This is a genomic window from Bradyrhizobium sp. BR 1433, assembly GCF_051547665.1.
In the GTDB taxonomy this organism is placed as follows: Bacteria; Pseudomonadota; Alphaproteobacteria; order Rhizobiales; family Xanthobacteraceae; genus Bradyrhizobium; species Bradyrhizobium australafricanum.
This window is the reverse complement of the sequence record NZ_JBPUGG010000001.1, coordinates 7,114,175-7,132,900: the sequence shown is the minus strand read 5'-3', so window position 1 is coordinate 7,132,900 and position 18,726 is coordinate 7,114,175. Positions and strand designations below refer to the sequence as shown.

Annotated in this window: 20 protein-coding genes; 11 read left to right on the top strand and 9 right to left on the bottom strand. The window is 65.1% G+C overall.

Annotated elements, in window-relative coordinates:
• Window positions 1–13 precede the first annotated feature (13 nt).
• From ACSKB9_RS34270 to ACSKB9_RS34240, 7 genes are read left to right on the top strand one after another with little or no spacing between them, the layout of a single operon-like run.
• Window positions 14–430, top strand: a complete 417-nt coding sequence (locus ACSKB9_RS34270) for an ATP-binding cassette domain-containing protein (RefSeq protein ID WP_438078707.1) — start codon at window positions 14–16, stop codon at window positions 428–430.
• The gene (locus ACSKB9_RS34265) at window positions 430–2,364 is read left to right on the top strand and encodes an AMP-dependent synthetase/ligase (protein ID WP_438078705.1); all 1,935 of its coding nucleotides are present in this window, start codon (window positions 430–432) and stop codon (window positions 2,362–2,364) included. The genes ACSKB9_RS34270 and ACSKB9_RS34265 overlap by 1 nt, the downstream gene beginning before the upstream one ends.
• A complete protein-coding gene (locus ACSKB9_RS34260; RefSeq protein ID WP_168858856.1) occupies window positions 2,365–3,237 on the top strand; it encodes a branched-chain amino acid ABC transporter permease in 873 nt (290 codons plus the stop codon). It begins immediately after the preceding gene.
• Complete coding sequence (locus ACSKB9_RS34255) at window positions 3,237–4,283, top strand: branched-chain amino acid ABC transporter permease (protein ID WP_438078703.1); 1,047 nt, start codon at window positions 3,237–3,239, stop codon at window positions 4,281–4,283. Before ACSKB9_RS34260 ends, ACSKB9_RS34255 begins: the two co-directional genes overlap by 1 nt.
• Before the next feature lie 34 nt (window positions 4,284–4,317).
• Window positions 4,318–5,232 carry an ABC transporter substrate-binding protein gene (locus ACSKB9_RS34250; RefSeq protein ID WP_438078701.1) on the top strand — a complete coding sequence of 305 codons (915 nt, stop codon included), beginning with the start codon at window positions 4,318–4,320 and terminating at the stop codon, window positions 5,230–5,232.
• Complete coding sequence (locus ACSKB9_RS34245) at window positions 5,123–5,479, top strand: ABC transporter substrate-binding protein (protein ID WP_438078700.1); 357 nt, start codon at window positions 5,123–5,125, stop codon at window positions 5,477–5,479. The genes ACSKB9_RS34250 and ACSKB9_RS34245 overlap by 110 nt, the downstream gene beginning before the upstream one ends.
• Before the next feature lie 4 nt (window positions 5,480–5,483).
• Window positions 5,484–6,230 (top strand): NAD(P)H-dependent oxidoreductase, encoded by a 747-nt coding sequence (locus tag ACSKB9_RS34240; protein ID WP_438078698.1) that lies wholly within the window; start codon window positions 5,484–5,486, stop codon window positions 6,228–6,230.
• Window positions 6,231–6,414: 184 nt separating this feature from the next.
• Here ACSKB9_RS34240 and ACSKB9_RS34235 read toward each other — a convergent pair whose 3' ends face one another.
• From ACSKB9_RS34235 to ACSKB9_RS34195, 9 genes are all read right to left on the bottom strand, one after another.
• Complete coding sequence (locus ACSKB9_RS34235) at window positions 6,415–7,608, bottom strand: acyl-CoA dehydrogenase family protein (RefSeq protein ID WP_438078696.1); 1,194 nt, start codon at window positions 7,606–7,608, stop codon at window positions 6,415–6,417.
• On the bottom strand, window positions 7,605–8,540 hold the full coding sequence (locus tag ACSKB9_RS34230) for an alpha/beta hydrolase (protein WP_438078694.1): 936 nt from the start codon (window positions 8,538–8,540) through the stop codon (window positions 7,605–7,607). Before ACSKB9_RS34230 ends, ACSKB9_RS34235 begins: the two co-directional genes overlap by 4 nt.
• A 1-nt stretch (window position 8,541) precedes the next feature.
• On the bottom strand, window positions 8,542–9,291 hold the full coding sequence (locus ACSKB9_RS34225; protein WP_438078693.1) for an SDR family NAD(P)-dependent oxidoreductase: 750 nt from the start codon (window positions 9,289–9,291) through the stop codon (window positions 8,542–8,544).
• 1 nt (window position 9,292) lies between these two features.
• Window positions 9,293–10,087 (bottom strand): enoyl-CoA hydratase/isomerase family protein, encoded by a 795-nt coding sequence (locus ACSKB9_RS34220; protein WP_225159227.1) that lies wholly within the window; start codon window positions 10,085–10,087, stop codon window positions 9,293–9,295.
• Window positions 10,088–10,100: 13 nt separating this feature from the next.
• The gene (locus tag ACSKB9_RS34215) at window positions 10,101–10,598 is read right to left on the bottom strand and encodes an aromatic-ring-hydroxylating dioxygenase subunit beta (protein WP_038387409.1); all 498 of its coding nucleotides are present in this window, start codon (window positions 10,596–10,598) and stop codon (window positions 10,101–10,103) included.
• Window positions 10,598–11,857 (bottom strand): aromatic ring-hydroxylating oxygenase subunit alpha, encoded by a 1,260-nt coding sequence (locus ACSKB9_RS34210; protein ID WP_438078690.1) that lies wholly within the window; start codon window positions 11,855–11,857, stop codon window positions 10,598–10,600. The genes ACSKB9_RS34215 and ACSKB9_RS34210 overlap by 1 nt, the downstream gene beginning before the upstream one ends.
• 127 nt (window positions 11,858–11,984) lie before the next feature.
• Entirely contained in the window at window positions 11,985–12,554 is a 570-nt protein-coding gene (locus tag ACSKB9_RS34205) for a hypothetical protein (protein ID WP_438078689.1), read from the bottom strand.
• Window positions 12,551–13,648 (bottom strand): phosphotransferase family protein, encoded by a 1,098-nt coding sequence (locus ACSKB9_RS34200; protein WP_438078688.1) that lies wholly within the window; start codon window positions 13,646–13,648, stop codon window positions 12,551–12,553. Before ACSKB9_RS34200 ends, ACSKB9_RS34205 begins: the two co-directional genes overlap by 4 nt.
• Window positions 13,618–15,171, bottom strand: coding sequence for an acyl-CoA synthetase (locus ACSKB9_RS34195; RefSeq protein ID WP_438078687.1), 1,554 nt, complete (start codon window positions 15,169–15,171; stop codon window positions 13,618–13,620). Before ACSKB9_RS34195 ends, ACSKB9_RS34200 begins: the two co-directional genes overlap by 31 nt.
• Before the next feature lie 202 nt (window positions 15,172–15,373).
• On the opposite strand from ACSKB9_RS34195, the gene ACSKB9_RS34190 reads away from it, so the two are divergent.
• Genes ACSKB9_RS34190 through ACSKB9_RS34175 form a run of 4 tightly spaced genes read left to right on the top strand, consistent with a single transcriptional unit; the run spans window position 15,374 to window position 18,694 of the window.
• The gene (locus ACSKB9_RS34190; RefSeq protein ID WP_438078685.1) at window positions 15,374–16,597 is read left to right on the top strand and encodes an ABC transporter substrate-binding protein; all 1,224 of its coding nucleotides are present in this window, start codon (window positions 15,374–15,376) and stop codon (window positions 16,595–16,597) included.
• Between the two features lie 50 nt (window positions 16,598–16,647).
• Window positions 16,648–17,763 (top strand): hypothetical protein, encoded by a 1,116-nt coding sequence (locus tag ACSKB9_RS34185; protein ID WP_438078683.1) that lies wholly within the window; start codon window positions 16,648–16,650, stop codon window positions 17,761–17,763.
• A 5-nt stretch (window positions 17,764–17,768) separates the two neighbouring features.
• Window positions 17,769–17,951, top strand: coding sequence for a hypothetical protein (locus tag ACSKB9_RS34180; RefSeq protein WP_438078681.1), 183 nt, complete (start codon window positions 17,769–17,771; stop codon window positions 17,949–17,951).
• A complete protein-coding gene (locus tag ACSKB9_RS34175) occupies window positions 17,948–18,694 on the top strand; it encodes an acyl-CoA thioesterase (RefSeq protein WP_438078679.1) in 747 nt (248 codons plus the stop codon). The genes ACSKB9_RS34180 and ACSKB9_RS34175 overlap by 4 nt, the downstream gene beginning before the upstream one ends.
• Window positions 18,695–18,726: the final 32 nt, after the last annotated feature.

Sequence of the window (18,726 nt, the reverse complement as noted above, 5' to 3'; positions counted from 1 at the left end):
CGCAAGGAGGAAATTGCGGCGCGGCAGCGCGTTCGAGCACATCATCGAATTCCTCGAGATCGAGCACATCAGGGACGCCGTGGTCGGCACGCTGTCCTACGGCCAGCAGAAGCGCGTCGAGCTCGCCCGCGCGCTCGCCTGCGAGCCGAAGCTGTTGCTGCTCGACGAGATGGTCTCCGGCATGAACCAGGAGGAGACCGAGGACATCGCGCGCTTCGTGCTCGACATCCGCGACGAGCTCGGCATCACCGTCGTGATGATCGAGCACGAGATGCGCATCGTGATGGACATCTCTGACCGCGTCCATGTGCTGAATTTCGGCCGCAAGATCGCCGAAGGCACACCTGGTGAGATCAGGCGCGATCCGGCAGTCGCGGAGGCCTATCTCGGCGGCCAGCGCGCTGACGCGATGTCAAAGGCGGGCGCGTGATGTCGACGCTGGATAGCCTGCGCACCGCTCATCCGCCGCTGCAAGCGAGCGCGCCGCGCAACCCGCCGGTAACCGGCACCGACGCGTTCCAAACCGCGCTTGCCGATGCCGCGATCACTATCCCGCAATTGCTGCGGCAGCGCGCCGCGATGCACGGCGAGGCGCTGGCGCTGCGCGAGAAGGACCACGGCATCTGGAATCCCTATTCCTGGCGCCACTATTACGACACTGCGCGCGCGGTGGCGCTCGGCCTGCTCTCGCTCGGCATCAAGCCGGGCGACCGGATCGCCATCGCCGGCGAGAACACGCCGGAATGGCTTTATGCTGATCTCGGTGCGCAGATGATCGGCGCGGTCGCGGTCGGCATCTATCCGACCAACCCCTGGGTCGAGCTGCAATATATCGTCAAGCATTCGGGTGCCCACATCGTCGTCACCGGCGACCAGGAGCAGACCGACAAGGTGCTGGATGCGATGGCGGGCAATGGCGGCCTGCCGGATCTGGAGGCCATCGTCTGCATCGACATGAAGGGCCTGCGGCATTACCGGCAATCGGAGTTGATGTCGTTCGCCGCATTGTGCGAGCGCGGCAGGGCCTACGCGCAGCAGAACCCGGAGGCCGACGCCACGCTCGACCGCCTGATCAGCCAGGGCGCGCCCGACGACGTCTGCATCCTCGTCTACACCTCGGGCACGACCGGCCCGCCCAAGGGCGCGATGCTGACCCATCGCAATCTCGTCTATGCCGCCTATGCCTACGCCAGGACCGTCGGGATCGCCGACGAGCCGTTCGAGGCGGTGAGCTATCTGCCGCTGTGCCACGTCGCCGAGCGTTGCTACGGCACCGTGACCCATCTCGTGCTCGGCGGCACCGTGTCCTTTGCCGAATCGATCGACACGGTCGCGATCAACATCCGCGAGATTGCGCCGACCTTCTTCGTCGGCGTTCCGCGCATCTACGAGAAGCTGCAGCAGGGCTTTCTGTTTCGCCTCGGCGAGAGCGGTCGCCTGCGCCAGAGTTTCACCAGGGCCTGCCTCGCCTGGGGCCGCACGCTGTCCGACCGTCGACAGGCCGGCAAAGACAATTGGCTCGATCGCGCCGCCTACGGGCTGCTCTATCTCCTGATGTTCCGCAATTTGCAGCGCCATCTCGGCTTCGCCTACAGCCGGCACCGGCTGTGCGCCGGCGCCTCGATCTCGCCGGAGACGCTGCGCTTCTTCGACATCATCGGCCGTCCGGTGTCGCAGGGCTATGGCCTCACCGAAAGTGGCGGCGTCGCCTTCATCCAGACCGCAAGCCATCATCGGATCGGCGGCTGCGGCGTGCCGCTGCCGCAGACCGAATGGAAGTGCGACACCGACGGCGAGATCCTGCTGCGCAACCCCGGCGTCTTCAAGGGCTACTTCCTCGACGAGAAGGCCTCGACCGCCTCGCTGGAGCCCGGCGGCTGGCTGCGCACCGGCGACATCATCGATGTCCTCGACAATGGCGAGATCGCCGTGGTCGACCGCAAGAAGGCGATCATCATCACCGCTGGCGGCAAGAACATCGCGCCGTCCGAGATCGAGAACGCGCTGAAGGATTCCGAATTCATCAAGGAAGCGATCGTGGTCGGCGAGGCCAAGAAGTATCTCGGCGCCATCATCCAGGTCGATTACGACAATGTCGGCCGCTGGGCGCGCGAACGGGCGCTCGCCTACACCAACTACAAATCGCTGTCGCAGCTTCCCGAAGTGAATGAGCTGGTCGGGCGCGTCGTCAACGAGACCAATAAGCGGTTCGCCCGGGTCGAGAACATCAGGCGGTTCGCCATCCTGGAAAAGGAGCTCGACCATGACGACGGCGAGCTGACCGCCACCCAGAAGGTACGCCGCGCCATGATCGAGAAGAAGTTCGCCCGTGAACTCGCCATCATCTACCGGGCGGAGGGCTGAATGCAGTATCTCATCCAGCTGCTGATCTCGGGGCTCGCGATCGGCGCGATCTACGGGCTGATCGCGATGGGCTTTGCGGTGATCTACAAGTCCACCGGGCTGGTCAATTTCGCACAGGGCGAGATGACCATGATCACCGCCTATATCGCCTGGACGATCTCGACCACGGTCAGCGGCAATGTATTCGTCGTCGCGGTGGGTGCGATTCTCGCCGCTGTCTTGCTCGGCCTGATCATCGAGCGGCTCGTGATGCGGCCGATGCTGGGCGAGCCGGTATTCGCGACCGTGATGGTCACGATCGGGCTCGCCGTGATCCTGCGCTCCGCCATCAACTTCATCTGGGACGCCTATCCGCACGGCCTCGATATCGGCATGGGCCGCGGCATCGTGCATCTCGGCGGCATCGGCGTGCGTACCGGGCAGATTGCGGTCATCGCGACGCTGCTTCTGCTGATCGCCGCGATCTGGGCGTTCTTCCGTTACAGCAAGGTCGGGGTTGCGATGCGCGCGGTCGCAGCCGACGATCGCACGGCGCTGTTGATGGGCATCAGCGCAACAAGAGTTCATGCGCTGGCCTGGGCCGCGTCTTCGGTGATCGCCGGCATCGGCGGCGTGTTCTTCGCGCTGTCTTATGATCTATCGCCGGCGATGTTCCAGCTCGGGCTAAAGGCGTTTCCGGCCACCATCCTCGGCGGCCTCGACGCCGTGCTCGGCTCCGGCCTCGGCGGCCTCCTGATCGGCATCACCGAAAACCTGGCCGGCGGCTATATCGGCTCCGGCATGAAGGAGGTCGCGGGCTTTGCCATGATCATCATCGTGCTGATGATCCGCCCATTCGGCATCTTCGGCGAACGCGACATCGAGAGGGTGTGATGCGCACCGGCGATTACAAGCAGAGCTACGGCGAACTGGTTGCGCTGATCGATTCCCCGCCGGTGTGGCTATGGTCGGCCGTGTTGCTGCTGGCGCTGATCACCGCTCCTTTTGTGCTGAACTCCTACGCGCTGTCGTTCCTGATGATCATCCTGATCACGGTCACCGGTGCGCTCGGACTCAACATCCTGACCGGCTACACCGGCCTGATCTCGCTCGGCCATGTCGGTTTCCTCGTCACCGGCGCCTATGCCTATGCGGTGCTGGTCTCGAAATATCACATGCCGCCGCTGGTCGGCTTCCTCGGCGCCGGCGTGGTGCCGGCGCTGGCGAGCCTGATCGTCGGTGCGCCGTCGCTTCGGCTCAAGGGACTTTACCTCGCCATCACCACGCTCGCCTTCTCCTTCATCATCAACACCGTGATCCTGGAGATGCGCTGGCTCACCAACGGCGCACGCGGCATTCAGGTGCAGCGGCCCGAGATCCTCGGCATCAGCTTCGACGGCGATGCGGCCTTCACCTACCTCTGCCTCGGCATCGCGGGGCTGACGCTGTTCGCCACCCTCAATATCCGCCGCAGCCGGGTCGGCCGCGCCTTCGTCGCGATCAGGGACAACGACACGGCGGCGCGCGTCATGGGCATCAACCTGCATGCCTACAAACTGTTCGCCTTCGTCACCTCGGCATTCATCACCGGCATCGCCGGCGCGCTGTACAGCATCTATCTCTCCTTCGTCAGCGTCGAGGGCTTTCCGTTCCTGCTATCGATCGAGGCGCTGGCGATCCTGATCGTCGGCGGACTCGGCTCCGCGCTCGGGGCGGTGCTCGGCACCATCCTGATCGTGCTGCTGCCGGAGGCAACACGGCTCGTCTTCAGCCTGTTCAGCGCGCAGATGGATGCGACCTTCACGACCGGCGCGCAGGAGCTGAAGAGCATGCTCTACGGCCTCGTCATCATCCTGTTCCTGCGCTTCCAGCCGCGGGGGCTGGTCGGCGCCTGGCACGACATCAGGCGGGCCTGGGTGCACTGGCCGCTGCGCTACTAATCAAAAAAAGACGCAACACCATGAGGAGGAGACAATGATCAAACACCTGGCGGCGGCCGCGCTGCTGCTTTCCACGGCCTATCTCGCGACCGGCCCGGCCGCTGCCGCCGATCCCGGGATCACCGACAGCGAGATCCTCATCGGCGACGTCGAGCCCCTGACCGGCCCGCCGGCGCTGCTGGGCGTCGCCGCCTCGATCGGCCACAAGATCGCGATCGCCGAAGCCAACGCCGCCGGCGGCATCAACGGCCGCAAGATCAAATATGTGCTGGAGGACGACGGCTACGTTACCGCGCGCACCATCCAGGGCGTCAAGAAGGTGATCGACGTCGACAAGGTGTTTGCGATGCTCGGCATCTCCGGTTCGGGCCAGTCGATCGCCGTGATGCCGGTGCTGGAGAAGTCCGGCATCCCGACCGTGATCGACGTCGCGCCGGTCAAATTCCTGTGGGAGCCGGCGCGCAAGAACGTGTTCGTGGTCGGGCAATCCTACGAGGAGGGCATCATCCACCTCGTCAACTTCCTCGCCGACAGGAACCCCGGCAAGAAATGGGGCCTGATCACCCAGGACGACGATTACGGCATCACCGTGCGCGACGGCTTCGATTCCGTGGTCAAGGCCAAGAAGCTGAACGTCGTCTACAGCGGCAACTACAAGAAGGGCCAGCAGGACTTCTCGTCCGACATGCTGCAGCTGAAGGATTCGGGCGCCGAGGTGTTTTTGGCCGGCGGCATCATCGCCGAGAACATCGCGATGACAAAGGAGCTCGAGAAATTGAACATCAAGCCGGTGACCGGCATCTTCTGGCCCTGGCCGCATCGAGCCGGTGCTGAAGCTGATGGGCCCGGCGGGCGACGGCATCTACGCGGTCGACTATGTCGAGCCGTTTGCCGGCACGGCGGGCAAGGCGTTCCTCGAGAAGGCCAAGCCGCTGGTGTCGGAGGCTGAGTTCAAGGGCATCAACCGCTACACCATGACCGGCTATGCCGCCGCGAAGGTCTTGATCACCGCGATCGAGCGCTGCGGCAAGCAGCCGACCTGGGCCTGCACCATCTCGGAGCTGGAGAAGACCAAGAATGTCGAGACCGGCGTGATGGCGCCGATCAGCTTCGGTCCCGGCGTCCGCTTCTCCAACCAGAAGCTGCAGATCATGCAAGCCGATGCCGCGACGCTCAGCTTCAAGCCGGTAAACTAGAGAGATGAAGGTCCTGATCGTCTTTGCCCATCAGGAGGCGCAGTCGTTCAACGCTGCACTGCTGGCGCGGTCGGTGGCGGAACTGACCGCGCTCGGGCACACGGTCAGGATCTCCGATCTCTACGCCATGCGGTTCAACCCGGTGGCGACCGCCGAAGATTTTGGCGCGCGGCGGTTTCCCGACCGGCTGCAATATGACCGCGAGCAGAAATACAACCTGCAGCACGGGGCGCTCAGCAGCGATATCGCCGCCGAGATCGAGAAGCTGCTGTGGTGCGACCTCTTGATCCTGCAGTTTCCGCTGTGGTGGTTCTCCGTCCCCGCCATCATGAAAGGCTGGATCGACCGCGTGTTCGTCAATGGCGCAATTTACGGCAGCGGCCGCCGCTACGACACCGGCGGCCTCAGCGGCCGCCGTGCCATGGTCGTGACCTCGACCGCCGCCTATCCCGGCATGTGCGCGTCCGACGGGCTGGTCGGTGCGCTCGATGTGGTGCTGTGGCCGATCCAGAACGGCATGCTGGCCTATGCCGGCTGCAAGGTGCTGCCGCCGTTCGTGTCGTATTCAGTGAACTTCGTCGACGAGGCCACGCGGCGCCGCTATCTCAACGACTATGCCGAACGGCTGCGGCAGCTCGAGACCACCGAGCCGCTGTTCTTCCACCCGCTCGCGGATTTTGGCGAGGACTGGCGGCTGAAGCCGGGCATTGCGGCGCAGACTGTCGGCCAGGGCGCTCGTGCCCAGAAATGACATGACCCGGACGTAGGTCTGCTCCCTCGCCCCGTTCTTACGGGGAGAGGGTTGGGGTGAGGGGCCGCATCCGCAGACGCGCTGCCAGAAACGCTCGTGGAGACTCCCCCTCACCCGGATCGCATCTCACGATGCGATCCGACCTCTCCCCGCAAGCGGGGCGAGGTAAGAAAGAGCGCCGGCGTCACATCCTTTTCGCCACTTCCTCCAGCATCACCTCGGTGGCGCCGCCGCCGATCGTCAGCACCCGCGCGTCGCGCACCATGCGCTCGATCGGGGTGCCGCGCATGAAGCCTGAGCCGCCGTGCAGTTGCAGGCAGCCATGCACGACCTCGTGCAGCACCTCGGGCGACAGCGCCTTCACCATCGACACTTCGCGCAGGCAATCCTGCCCGGCCGCCGCGAGCTCGGCGGCCTGATAGGCCAGCGCCCGCGCCGCCGCCGCCTTCGCGGCAAGCTGGGCGAGCTTCAGCCGCACGCCCTGCTGATTCCAGAGCGGGCCGCCGAATGCCTGCCGCGTCTTCACGTAATTCGTCGTCAGCTCGATCGCCTTGGCGGATTCGCCCGCGCAGATGCCGCCGATGCAGATGCGCTCGTTCTGGAAGGTCTCCATGATGCCATAGAAGCCCTTGTTCTCCTCGCCGAGCAGGTTTTCCGCCGGCACGCGCACGTCCTGGAACGCGATCTCGGCGGTGTCCGAGCAGAGCCAGCCATGCTTGTCGAGCTTGGTCGCCGTGATGCCCGGCGTGTTGCGCTCGACGATGAACAGCGAGATGCCGCGGCTGCCCTTGGCATGCGGGTCGGTCCGCGCGGCGACGATCAGGATGTCGCCATAGACCGCGTTGGTGATGAACATCTTTGCGCCGTTGATCACCCAGCTGTCGCCGTCGCGCCGCGCCCGCGTCTTGAGGCCTGCGACGTCGGAGCCCGCATCGGGCTCGGTCACTGCGATCGAGCAGACCGTCTCGCCGCGGATAATCGCCGGCAAATACTTCTGCTTCTGTTCCGGCGTACCGCGCAAGGAGATGTGCACCGCCGACATGTCGGTATGCACGAGGATCGACGAGGTGAAACCGCCGAAGCTGGAGCGCCCCAACTCCTCGGCGAATACCATCGAGGCCAGCGGCCCCATGTCGGTGCCGCCATGGTCGACCGCATGGCGCATGCCGAGAAAGCCGAGCGCGCCCATGCGGCGATAGATCTCGCGCGGGATCTTGCCGTCGCGCTCCCACGCCTCGGCATGCGGCACCACCTCCTTCTCGACGAAGCGGCGCACCTGCTCGCGCAGCATGCGCAGCTCCTCGGGCAGATTGGGCTGCTCCGAAAAGTGGAATTCGGTCTCAGTGAGCTGGCGCGGATCCGACGTCATGACGTTCATTGTGGCGCCCTCTCATGGCCGATGTGAAGATGGTTGCGCAAAAAAGCTGCCAGCGATGCGATCGCCTCTCGCGCCTGCGGAATCTCCGGGAACATCTGGAAGACGTGGATCATGCCGTCCCACACCTGCAGCTTGACGTCGACTCCGGCAGCCTTCGCCCGTGCGGCCAGTTCCGTCGCATCGTCGCGCACGGTCTCACGGTCGCCGACCTGCACCAGCAGCGGCGGCAGACGGGTGAGATCGGCATAAAGCGGCGAGGCCAGCGGATCCCGGACATTGCCGTCCTTGCCAAGGTAGTTCTTCGCCAGCGCCAGGATCATCGCGCGCTGGTGGATCGGATCGGCCTCGGCCCTGCTCTCATAGCTGGCGCCGCTCGCGGTAAGATCGGTCCATGGTGACATCAGCGCGGCGGCGGCGGGCAGCGGCAGGCCACGGTCGCGCGCCGCCAGCATCGTGCACAGCACGAGATTGCCGCCGGCCGAATCCCCGGCGAAGGCGATATCCGCCGGATGCAGCCCCTGATCGCGCAGATATCGATAGGCAGTCAGCGCATCCTCGAGTGCCGCGGGGAAGCGATGCTCCGGGGCAAGCCGGTAATCGATCGAGAGCACGCGGGAGCCGGATGCATCGGCGATCCGTGCGGCCAGGTCGCGATGCGACGCGACCGAGCCGATGCGGAAACCGCCGCCGTGAAAATAGAGGATCACCTTGTCGCGCGATGCGTCCGTCGGCACGAGCCATTCGCCGTCGACCCCGCCGGCGGCGACCGGCTGGCACGTTACCGGCACCGAGCAGCCGGCAAAGGCGGCGTCCCAGTCGTCGCGCATCTGCGCCACCGATGTATCGCGGGTCCAGCCGCGATAGATCGCGCGCAAACGCTCGATCGCGCGATCGACCGGCGTGATTGCGATATCGTCGTCCGCGCTGCCCATTTCAGCCGCCGATGCCCATGCCGCCGGAAATGCCGAGCGTCTCTCCGGTGATATAGGCGGCCTGGTCGGAAGCCAGGAACAGCGCGGCAGCCGCGACCTCCTCCGGCTCGCCGAGGCGGCCGAGCAGCGTTGCGCCGGTCATTGCCTGCAGGATCCTGTCGCCGCCCTTTGCCACCGCCTGCTCCAGCATCGGCGTGCGGATCGGTCCCGGCGCGATCGCGTTCGCAGTGATGCCATAGCGTGCATTCTCCCGCGCGATGCTCCGGGTGAACGAGATCACGCCGCCCTTGGCCGCGGAGTAGACCGCGCCGCCCTTTGAGCCGAGCCGCGCCGCTTCCGAGGTAACGTTGATGATGCGGCCAAAGCGCGCCGCCTGCATCGCCGGCAGCGCGGCGTGGGTGCAGGCCAAGACCGAGGTGAGATTGACCGCGATCAGCCGCGCCCAATCCTCCGCCGTGGTATCGGTGAAGAAGGCGTGCTGATCGATGCCGGCATTGTTGACGACAATGTCGAACGGGCCGTCCTGCGCCATCATAGCCTGCACTGCCGTCGCATCGCTGACGTCTAATCCTGCAACGCCGGCGCCGGTCTCGCGCGCCAGCTCCGAGGCCGCGGCGACATCGAGATCGGCGATCACGACCCTGGCGCCCGCGCCGGCAAAGCTGCGCGCGATCGCAGCACCGATGCCCCGCGCGCCGCCGGAGACGAAGGCGCGGCGGCCATCGAGACGTCCGAATGGCAAGGTCGCCACCTCAGCGCCCCGTGAATACGGGCTGGCGCCGCTCGATCACCGCGGCGAGGCCTTCGCGTGCATCGGCCATCCCCGAGAGTTCCGCGACGGTGCGCGCCTCTTCCGACAGGCACTGCTCGATGCTGGTGCCGGTGCCGGCCCAGACCAGCCGCTTGGTCGCCGCCAGCGCCTTCGGCGCGCCGGCCGCAAGTTCGCGGGCCAGCGCGAGCGATGCCTCGGCGAGCTCGGCATCGGGCACGACCCTGGTGACGATGCCGATCTGCAACGCTTCCGCCGCCGGGATCACCGGATTGGTCAGGAGGATCGACATCGCGCGCCGCAAGCCGACCAGCCGCGACAGCGTAACGGAGACGCCGGCATCCGGCGCCATCGCCACCCGTGTCGCGCCGGCGAGGAATTTTGCCGACTCCGCCGCGATCACGATGTCAGAGGCGCAGACCAGACCAAAGCCGCCGCCGCCCGCCGCAAAGCCCTGCACCGATGATATGACCGGCGCCTCCAGCCGCAGCAATCCGGTCACGGCATTCTGCAGATAGGCGGTGGCCTGGCGGATATAGTCCGGCAGCTTCTCGCCCATGGAGGCGAAGGCGCGGACGTCGCCACCGGCGCAGAAATTGGTGCCCTCGCCGCTCAGCAGCACGACGCGCAGATCGGAATGACCATGACAGACCATGATGGCGTCGCACAGCGCGCGGAGCAGCTCGACACTCATGCCGTTGGCCGCATCGGGGCGGTTGAGCCGCAGCCGCGCGATGCCGTCGGTGATGTCGAGCAGAACGGGGCCCTTGTCGATCATGGCGCGTTTTCCTCTAGACCAGGAACGAGAGCGTGTAGATCGCCTTGTCGTTGTTGACGAGGATGACCTTCTTGGCGGCCATCCGCAATTCGCCATCGACATGGCGCAACCGGTATTCATTGCGCGCCGCCCACAGCGTGTCGTCGCGCAGGCTCGATTCGAAAATGAGGCTGTTGCTGGCAACCGCGATGTCGCCGTCGTCAGGCTGCTCGTCCATCAATTCGATGTTGGAGATCAGCCGGCGCAAATTCGACTGCGGCGTCTGGGTGAAGTGCTTGCCGGTCATCAGCTGCCGGACGCGCAGCGCGATCCGCGAGCGGTTGTCGTAGATGATCGACATCTGCCGTTCCGGGTCGATGTCGGCGCCGTTGGCCGGTACCCAATAGACGCCGTCGTCGGTCCAGAGCTTTTCCCAGGCCTCGTATTGATGCTCGTCCTGCAGCCGCGCCTCGCGATAGAGGAAGGCGGTGATGGCGCTCATCAAGGTGGCGCTGCTCTCGCGCGACAGCATCAGTTAGGCTCCATCAGCTTGCGATAATGGGTCCAGATGCCGCGCGACGGCACCTCGTCGGTGACGTGGCCGACCGTGAAGCCGAGTTCGTCCTGCCGCTCGCGCTTCTCGCCGCGGCCGAGGAAGATCCACTCGGGATTGCGCGCCAGCACGCCGCGATGGCAACGCTCGTACATTTCGGAATCGTCCGCGAGCAGGAAGCCGGCCGGGCCGACCGAGCCCATGGTCTGCTGGCGCAGCCTTCGGTTCAGATCGGGCGCGCCCTTGAACTGCAACGCGGTGACGTGCTGCACGCTGTCGTCGACGCCGAGCGGCTGGATCACGAACATCTGGATCTCGGCGATGAACAGGTTCGGGAAGATCATCACATGCGGCGTGCCGTCGATCATGATCTCCCGCGCGGCGGTGTCGCCATGGGCAGCCTTCATGCGCGCCGTATAGTCCGGCAGCCGGTCCTCGCTGGTACCGAACCAGCTCATCGGCGCATCGCGCCTGCGGAACTCGGGCCGCAGGTCGATCTCGGTATGGCCGTTGCCGTAGTCGCGCGTCAGCGCAGTCGAGGCGCCGCCATAGAGCTTGCCGATCATGCTGTCGGCGACGCCGAAGATCGAAGTGTGCACGAAGGCCGGGTGATAGCCGTCGCACTCGTTCTCCAGGATGAACTTCCAGTTCGCCTTGACGCGATGCTTGAGGAAACCCGCCGTGATCTCGACCTCGCCCTCGGGCGACGTCCGCACCAGCCGATCGATGGTCTCGGCGGCGCCGCCGAGGTGCTCTTTCAGGGTCGGACCATCGGCCGCGAACGAGCCGAACACGAAGCCGCGATAGGACTCGACGCGCGTCACCCGCCCGAGCGCAAGCTGCGACTTGTCCTGCCCCTCATAGCCGTCGGGGAAGGCATAACCGACCAGGCGGCCGTCATTGGCAAAAGTCCAGGAATGGAACGGACAGGTGAACGAGCGGGCATTGCCGCGCTCATAGGAGCAGACCTGGTTGCCGCGATGCGAACAGCGGTTGAGCAGCAAATTGACCTTGCCCTGCTCGTCGCGCGTCATGATCACGGATTGCGGGCCGATCGACTTGACGACGTAGTCGTTGGCGTTCGGCACCTCGCTCTCGTGTCCGACATAGACCCAGGTCCGGTACCAGATGTTCTTGAGCTCGGCCTCGAAGATGTCGGGATCGGTGTAGAGCGACCCATGCACCCGATCTGGCCGGATCAACCGTTCCCATGGCGAGGCGCCGGTCATCATGTTCATCGTTCCGTCTCCCTCGCCGGCCGCTTGCCGCGGATGCCTTCATCGATCGTCAATAATAATCCGAACGACCGTTCGGTGAATTAATAGCATGGGCACCGCGGGCCGGCAAGCTTCTTTCCCGGCGCCATTAATGATTCCCGGAACACTGCGCAAAGATGCAATTCCGGGTAGTCGGCGATGCAACTGACTCAGTCCTGCGCCGCGCCACCGTCGCGTTCGCCGCCTGCGATCTGCTGCAGCATCGACTTCGGCGTCGTCGCAAGCTCGATCTTGAGCTGGTCGCAAATCGCCCGCCGCAGCAGGCGTTCGATCTCGGTCGCGGCATTGGCATTAGCCGCCCGTACGTCCTCCCCGCTCGCCCAGAGCAGAAGTTGCCCAGCCGCCGGTCGCCATCGTCGCGCAATGCCTCGATCGCGGCAACGTCGGACGTGCCGCCCTGGATGCGCGGCGTCGAAGGAACCTCCGGATGCGCCATGCTGCCGGCCAGTCGTTCGACCGTCGCGAAAGTATCGTCCTGCAGACGCACTTGCTCGAGCAGCGGCTCGGCCTTCCAGTCGGCTGCGAGCTTCAGCCCGTTCAGCGCGTAGATCGCGGAGAACACCTGACCGCGGACGAAATCATCGCTGCTGTTCGGCACGACGTGGCTTTGCAGCGCATCGATTATGCCGTCGATCAACCGCTCGAAGGATGCACTCATGCCGCGGCCTCCAATGCGCGCTCGAAGGCCCGCACGATCGAGGGCATCTGGCTTGCCATCACGGCGAGCCGCATGTCGTTGAAGCGATCGACCTCGAAGGCGCGCACCGCGCACATCTGGATCGCTGCCGCCTGATACAGCGCATAGGCCTCGTAGAAGGCGAGGCTCTTGTCCGAGACCGGAATGCCGGAGGCGCGCTGATAGAGATCGATCACCTCCGTGCGCTCGAGCACGCCATAGAGCTTGCGGCTCCCGGCATTGAAGGTCGGCATCATTGCCCAGGCCAGATCTTCATGCGGATCGCCCAGATGCGTGAGCTCCCAATCGAGAATGGCGGCGATCTTTCGCTCGCGCTCGATGAAATTTCCGATCCGGTAGTCGCCATGCACGATGGTGCGGCGCGGCGGCTGCGGGCAGTTATCGTGCAGCCAGCGTCCGCCCCAATCGAGCAGCGGATAATAACGCGCCGTCGGACGCGCCAGCGACGCGCGCCAGCCGGCGATCGCGCGCAGCTCGGCGCGTTGCTCGCCCTGTTGCAGCGAGGCGAATGGCGTTGTGCCCGGATCGATCCGGTGCAGCGACGCGAGGATCTCGACGAACTGCCGGGCGATGGTGCGCTTGTGGTCCAGATCGAGTTCGCTCGCCGCCCAAGGCGCGGGAACATCACCCTCGATGTGCGCGCAGATGAAAAAGGGAAAGCCGATCTCGGCGCCGTCCTGTTCTGCCGACACCAGCGCCGGCACCGGCACGCCGCTGCCATGCAGCGCCTGCAGCGCATAAACCTGCGGCAGCACCGAATACGGCGCAAACAACCCCTTCGGCGGACCGACACGCAGGATCAGCTTGCGATCCCCCTGAGCGGCGGAACGCGCCACGAAGGCGTAGGTGATCCAGGAGAAGCCCGACGATTTACGGCCGAACCTTGCAATCTTCGTCCGGCTTCCGGATATCCGCGACAGATGCTGCGCCAGTGCGGCCCGCACTGTATCGTCATCCACCGCGACCGGGCGAACAGGCTCCGGCGCGGCCCGTGCATCATCGGATCGTTTCGCAGCCTCCTGCATCAATTGACCGACCTCGTATAGCCTTTCCACTTCTCATCGCGCAGCGCCGACTTCATGATCTTGCCGGAGCCGGTCAGCGGCAACGGCTCGAGACGGACGTCGACCGAGCGCGGACATTTGTAGCCCGCGATCAGGGTGCGGCAATGCGCGATCACCATGTCGGAATCGAGCCGCGCGCCGTCCTTCGGCACCACGATGGCGTGCACCGCCTCACCCCATTGCGGATCGGGCACCGCGATGACGGCGCACTCCTTGACGTGCTCGTGCTGGAAGATCGCGTTCTCTACCTCGCCGGAATAGACGTTCTCGCCGCCGGAGACGATCATATCCTTGAGCCGATCGACGATGTAGACAAAGCCGTCCTCGTCCATCCAGGCGCCGTCGCCGGTGTGCAGCCAGCCGTTGCGCAGCACGCGCGCGCTTTCCTCGGGCTTGCGCCAATAGCCGAGCATCACGCCGGCGCCGCGGATCGCGATCTCGCCGACGGTGCCGCGCGGCACCTCATTGCCCGCGGGATCGATGATGCGGATTTCGACGCCTGGCGCTGCCCGCCCCGCCGATTTGCGCTTGCCCGCCAGCGGCCCTTCCAGCGCGTGATACTCCCACGGCAGGATGGTCGCCAGCGCTGCGCTTTCGGTCATGCCGTAGCCCTGGTGAAAGCGCCAGCTCGGCAGCACGCGCATCAGCTTGACCAGCAGCGCGTCGGGCATCGGCGAGGCGCCATATTCGCAATCCTTGACGCTGCTCAGGTCATATGTGCCGAAGGACGGATGATTGAGCATCATGTTGAGCATGGTCGGCACAAACAGGCAGTAGTCCACTCTGTGTTCGGCGATGGTCCTCATCGCGAGCTCGGGCTCGAACTTCGGGATGGTGACGTGGGTGCCGCCCACGAGCGTGAGCGCGATCATCGGCGAGGTGCCGGCCAGATGGAACATGCCGGCCGAGTGCAGATACCGGGTATCTTCACGGAACCGGAGCGCATAGATCCAGACCAGCGATTCATAGATGATATTGGCATGTGACAGCATCACGCCCTTGGGAAACCCGGTGGTACCGCCGGTGTAGAAGATGCCCGCGAGATCGTTGTAGGCGCCGGAGGCGTCCTCGATCGGCGCATGCGCAATGAGCTCGTCATAGCTTTGCATAGCGTCGGGGACTTGTCCCTCGTCGAGATAGACCATAGCGGTGAGTGATTTTGCGCCGCGCAGCGCGGACGCAATCTCGGCAAAGGCCTTGTCGACCAGCAACAGTTTTGGCGTGGAATCGTCAATCGCATAGGCGTTTTCGGCGACCGCCCAGCGCGTGTTGAGCGGCACCGCGACCGCACCGGCCCAGGCGATGGCATAGAGCGCCTCGATATAGAGGTCGCTATTGTGCGCGAGGATGGCGACGCGATCGCCGGCATCGACGCCGAGCCATCGCAGCCCGCCCGCGGCACAGGCAACGCGATGGCCGATCTCCTTCCAGCTCCGCGACCGTCCGGCGTGGATGGTGCCGGGTGCGTCCTTGCGCAATTGCACCGCCGCGATCAGCGCCTGCGTCAGCTTCATGTTTCCTCCACACCGTCATGCGGCCGCGCACGCCTGCGGATGTTTCCGTCACGCATGAGGCCGATACGCCGTCCGGAGATTCCAGTTGATAATCCGGACAGACGGTCTATTATTGCATAGCCGATGCGAGGGGTAAAGCCTTTCAAGGCTTCCATCGCCGGATCAACCAGCCCCGCAAAAGAGGGCGTCATGGGAGGGGAAGATGCGGAAGCCAATCGTCACGCTTGCGGTGTGGGCGTTCGCGCTCGCCGGCGCGCTCGGAACTGCGAACGCACAGAAGGCCTATGGTCCCGGGGTCAGTGACAGCGAGATTCTGCTCGGCGCCAACGCGCCCTACAGCGGACCGGCGTCGATCTATGCGAGCTTCCCGAAAACCATGCTCGCCTATTTCACGATGCTGAACGAGAAGGGTGGCATCAACGGCCGCCATATCAACTTCCTGACCCGCGACGACGCCTACAGCCCGCCCAAGACCGTCGAGGTGACGCGCGCGCTGGTCGAAAACGACAAGGTGCTCGCGATCATGGCGCCGTTCGGCACGCCGACCAACGCTGCGATCCAGAAATATCTCAACAGCAACGGCGTTCCGCATCTGCTGGTGCAGAGCGGCGGTACGCGGTGGAACGATCCAAAGCAATTTCCCTGGACAACGCCCTACTCGCCGACCTACGTCAACGAGTCGCGGATCATCGCGCGCTACGTCCTGCGCGAGAAGCCGGACGCCAGGATCGGCGTGCTGCTGCAGGCCGACGACATCGGCAAGGACTTTGTCCTTGGCCTGAAGGAAGGGCTCGGCGCCAAGGCCGAGACGATGATCGTCAAGGAGGCGATGTATCAGTCGACCGAGCCCACCATCGACTCCCAGATCGTGAACCTGAAGGCATCAGGCGCCGATACCATCCTGATCGCCGCGCAGAACAAATTTGCCTCGATGGCGATCCGCAAGATCCACGAGCTCGGCTGGAAACCGCTGATCTTCCTCGGCTCGACCGCGAATTCGATCGCCGGCGTGCTGGTGCCGGCAGGCACCGAGGCCTCCACCGGCATCCTGACCACGACTTCCTACAAGACGCCGAACGATCCGGCCTGGGCCAATGACAAGGGCATGAGCGACTATCTCGCCTTCGCCGCGAAATATATGCCGGGGATGGACCCGAACGACGTGATCGCGGTGACCGGCTACACCACGGCCCAGCTCGGAGCCATCATCCTGCAGCGCTGCGGCGACAACCTCACGCGGGAGAACGTGCTGAAGCAGGCCACCAGTCTCAGCGGCATCAAGCTGCCGATGCTGCTCCCGGGCATCACGATCCAGACCACGCCGCAGGACTACGCAGCGATTACCGAGCGCCGTTTCGCCCGCTTCGACGGCAAGACCTGGGTGCTGTTCGGCGACATCGTGGGCGCCGGCCCGGCCAAGGACTGATCCCGCGCTACCCATCCGACCGAACCGGCTCAAACACAAGGACAAGAACAATGCTGACAGCCCAGGACGATCTCATCGGCCACCAGACGCCGCAGCCGTTTGCCAAGGCAGGCGGCGGCGATGCAAGGTTCACCGAACGCTACTGGTACACCGCGCATCCGATCGACGGCAGCGAACTGCTGATCGACATCGGGCTCGGCTATTACCCGAACCGCAACGTGATCGACGGCTTTGCCGGCATCACCATCGGCCGGCGTCAGCACAATTTCCGTGCCTCGCGCCGGCTCGGGACCCGTCCGCTGGAGACGGAAGTCGGCGGGCTCAGGATCGAGATCGTCGAGGGTAACAGCCTGCATAGGATCTCGCTCGCCGACAATCCGTCCGGCATCAGCTTCGCGCTCGAATTCAAGGCGAGCTTTCCGGCGGCGCAGGAGAAGCAGAATTTTCGCGAGCGCAACGGTGTCGTCGAGGAAGACCTCGCGCGCGTCTCGCAATTCGGCCGCTGGCGCGGCTGGATCGTCGCCGACGGCAAGCGTTACGAGATCGAGCCCGAGCTGTGGTGGGGGCAGCGCGACCGCTCCTGGGGCCTGCGATCCGAGATGCGCACCGACGAGACCAGGCCGCCGGTCGCGACCCATCGCAATTTCTTCTGGACCTGGTCGATGTTCCAGTTCCCGGAGTCGGCGCTGTCGATCTTCATCAAGGAGCGCACGCCGGGCAAGCCGCATTACCTCTCGGGCACCGAGTTCCGCCGCGAAGCCGACGGATCGGTGTCGCATCGCGAGGTGACCTCGCTGGAGCACAAGATCGAGTGGGCTGACGATCCGCTCGGTCAGACCATCGCGTCGGCCGACTTCACCTTCACATTCGATCGCGGCGAGCCGCGCCGCGTCAGGATGCATGCACTGCCGACGCGCTTCTATCTGAAGGCCGGCATGTATGGCGGCCTGCAGGGCTGGACCCATGGCGGCGACCGCGGCGAGAACCATGCCGCGTACGATATCTGGAACCTCGACGACGCGACGACGCGTGCTGTCGCACGGACGCTGTCGGATCATGTCGTCCGGCTCGAGAGCGGCAACGAGACCGGATTTGGCATCAGCGAATACGGTGTCGCCGCCGGCTATCCGCTCTATCCCGGACCACAGAAATTCCCGGCGATGTGATCGGAATGGACGGGCAACGCAAGCGCGTCGCGGAAGGCAGCGAATCCACGTGCGATCAATGGGACAATCAGGCAGCCGAGGCGCTGGTCTCGCTCGAGACGATCGCCCCGCTCCGCTATCGCAGCCGCTTCGGCGACGGCAATCTCAACGGCCGCTCCTATGGCGGCCAGATCTTGGCCAGGCCATGATGGCCGCAACGCTCAGCGCGCCCGAAGATCGCCCGGCGGCGATGCTGCAGCTCTTGTTCCTGCGCGGCGCCGATCCTGTCAGGCGCATCACGTTTGACGCGGAAGTTCTGCAGGACGGCAAGCGATTCTCCTCCCGCCATATCGTCGGCACGCAAGGCGACGGGCGTACCGTGCTGAGCGCGCAGGCCACATTCTGCACGCCGCAGCCGGGCCCGCGGCACGCGGTGCCGTTCGCACGATCGGAGGATCCCGAAAGCCTGCCCGATCTGAGCATGATCCCCGACGCACTGATGGCGCAGTTGCGGCCGCTCGGCCCATATTCCCAGCACATCAAGCCCAGCATGGATTTCCGCATTCCGGAGATCGAACGCCGGCTCTCGGCCACGACGGCAGGGCCATGTCTGCGCTTCTGGATCAGATGCCGGCAGCCGCTCGCCGCCGGTTCCCGCGCCCAGGCCGCGGTGTTCGCCTATCTCTCGGACTGGTGGCTCAACTTCTCCAGCGTCGGCGGCCATCTCGGCGATCTGCAGTCGCGCGCGCCGCTCTATCTGTCGAGCCTCAACCATTGCATCTGGTTTCATCGCGTATTTTCGCCCGACGCCTGGATGCATGTCGAAACCGAGAGCCCATGCGCGGATGGCGGCCGCGGGCTGTCGATCGCGCGCGTCCACGACCGTGACGGCGCGATGCTCGCCACCGCGATCCAAGAGACGCTGATGGTCCATCCAGAGGGCGATGCGTAGACGCCACGACGGTTGAGCTGATGCCGCGATCG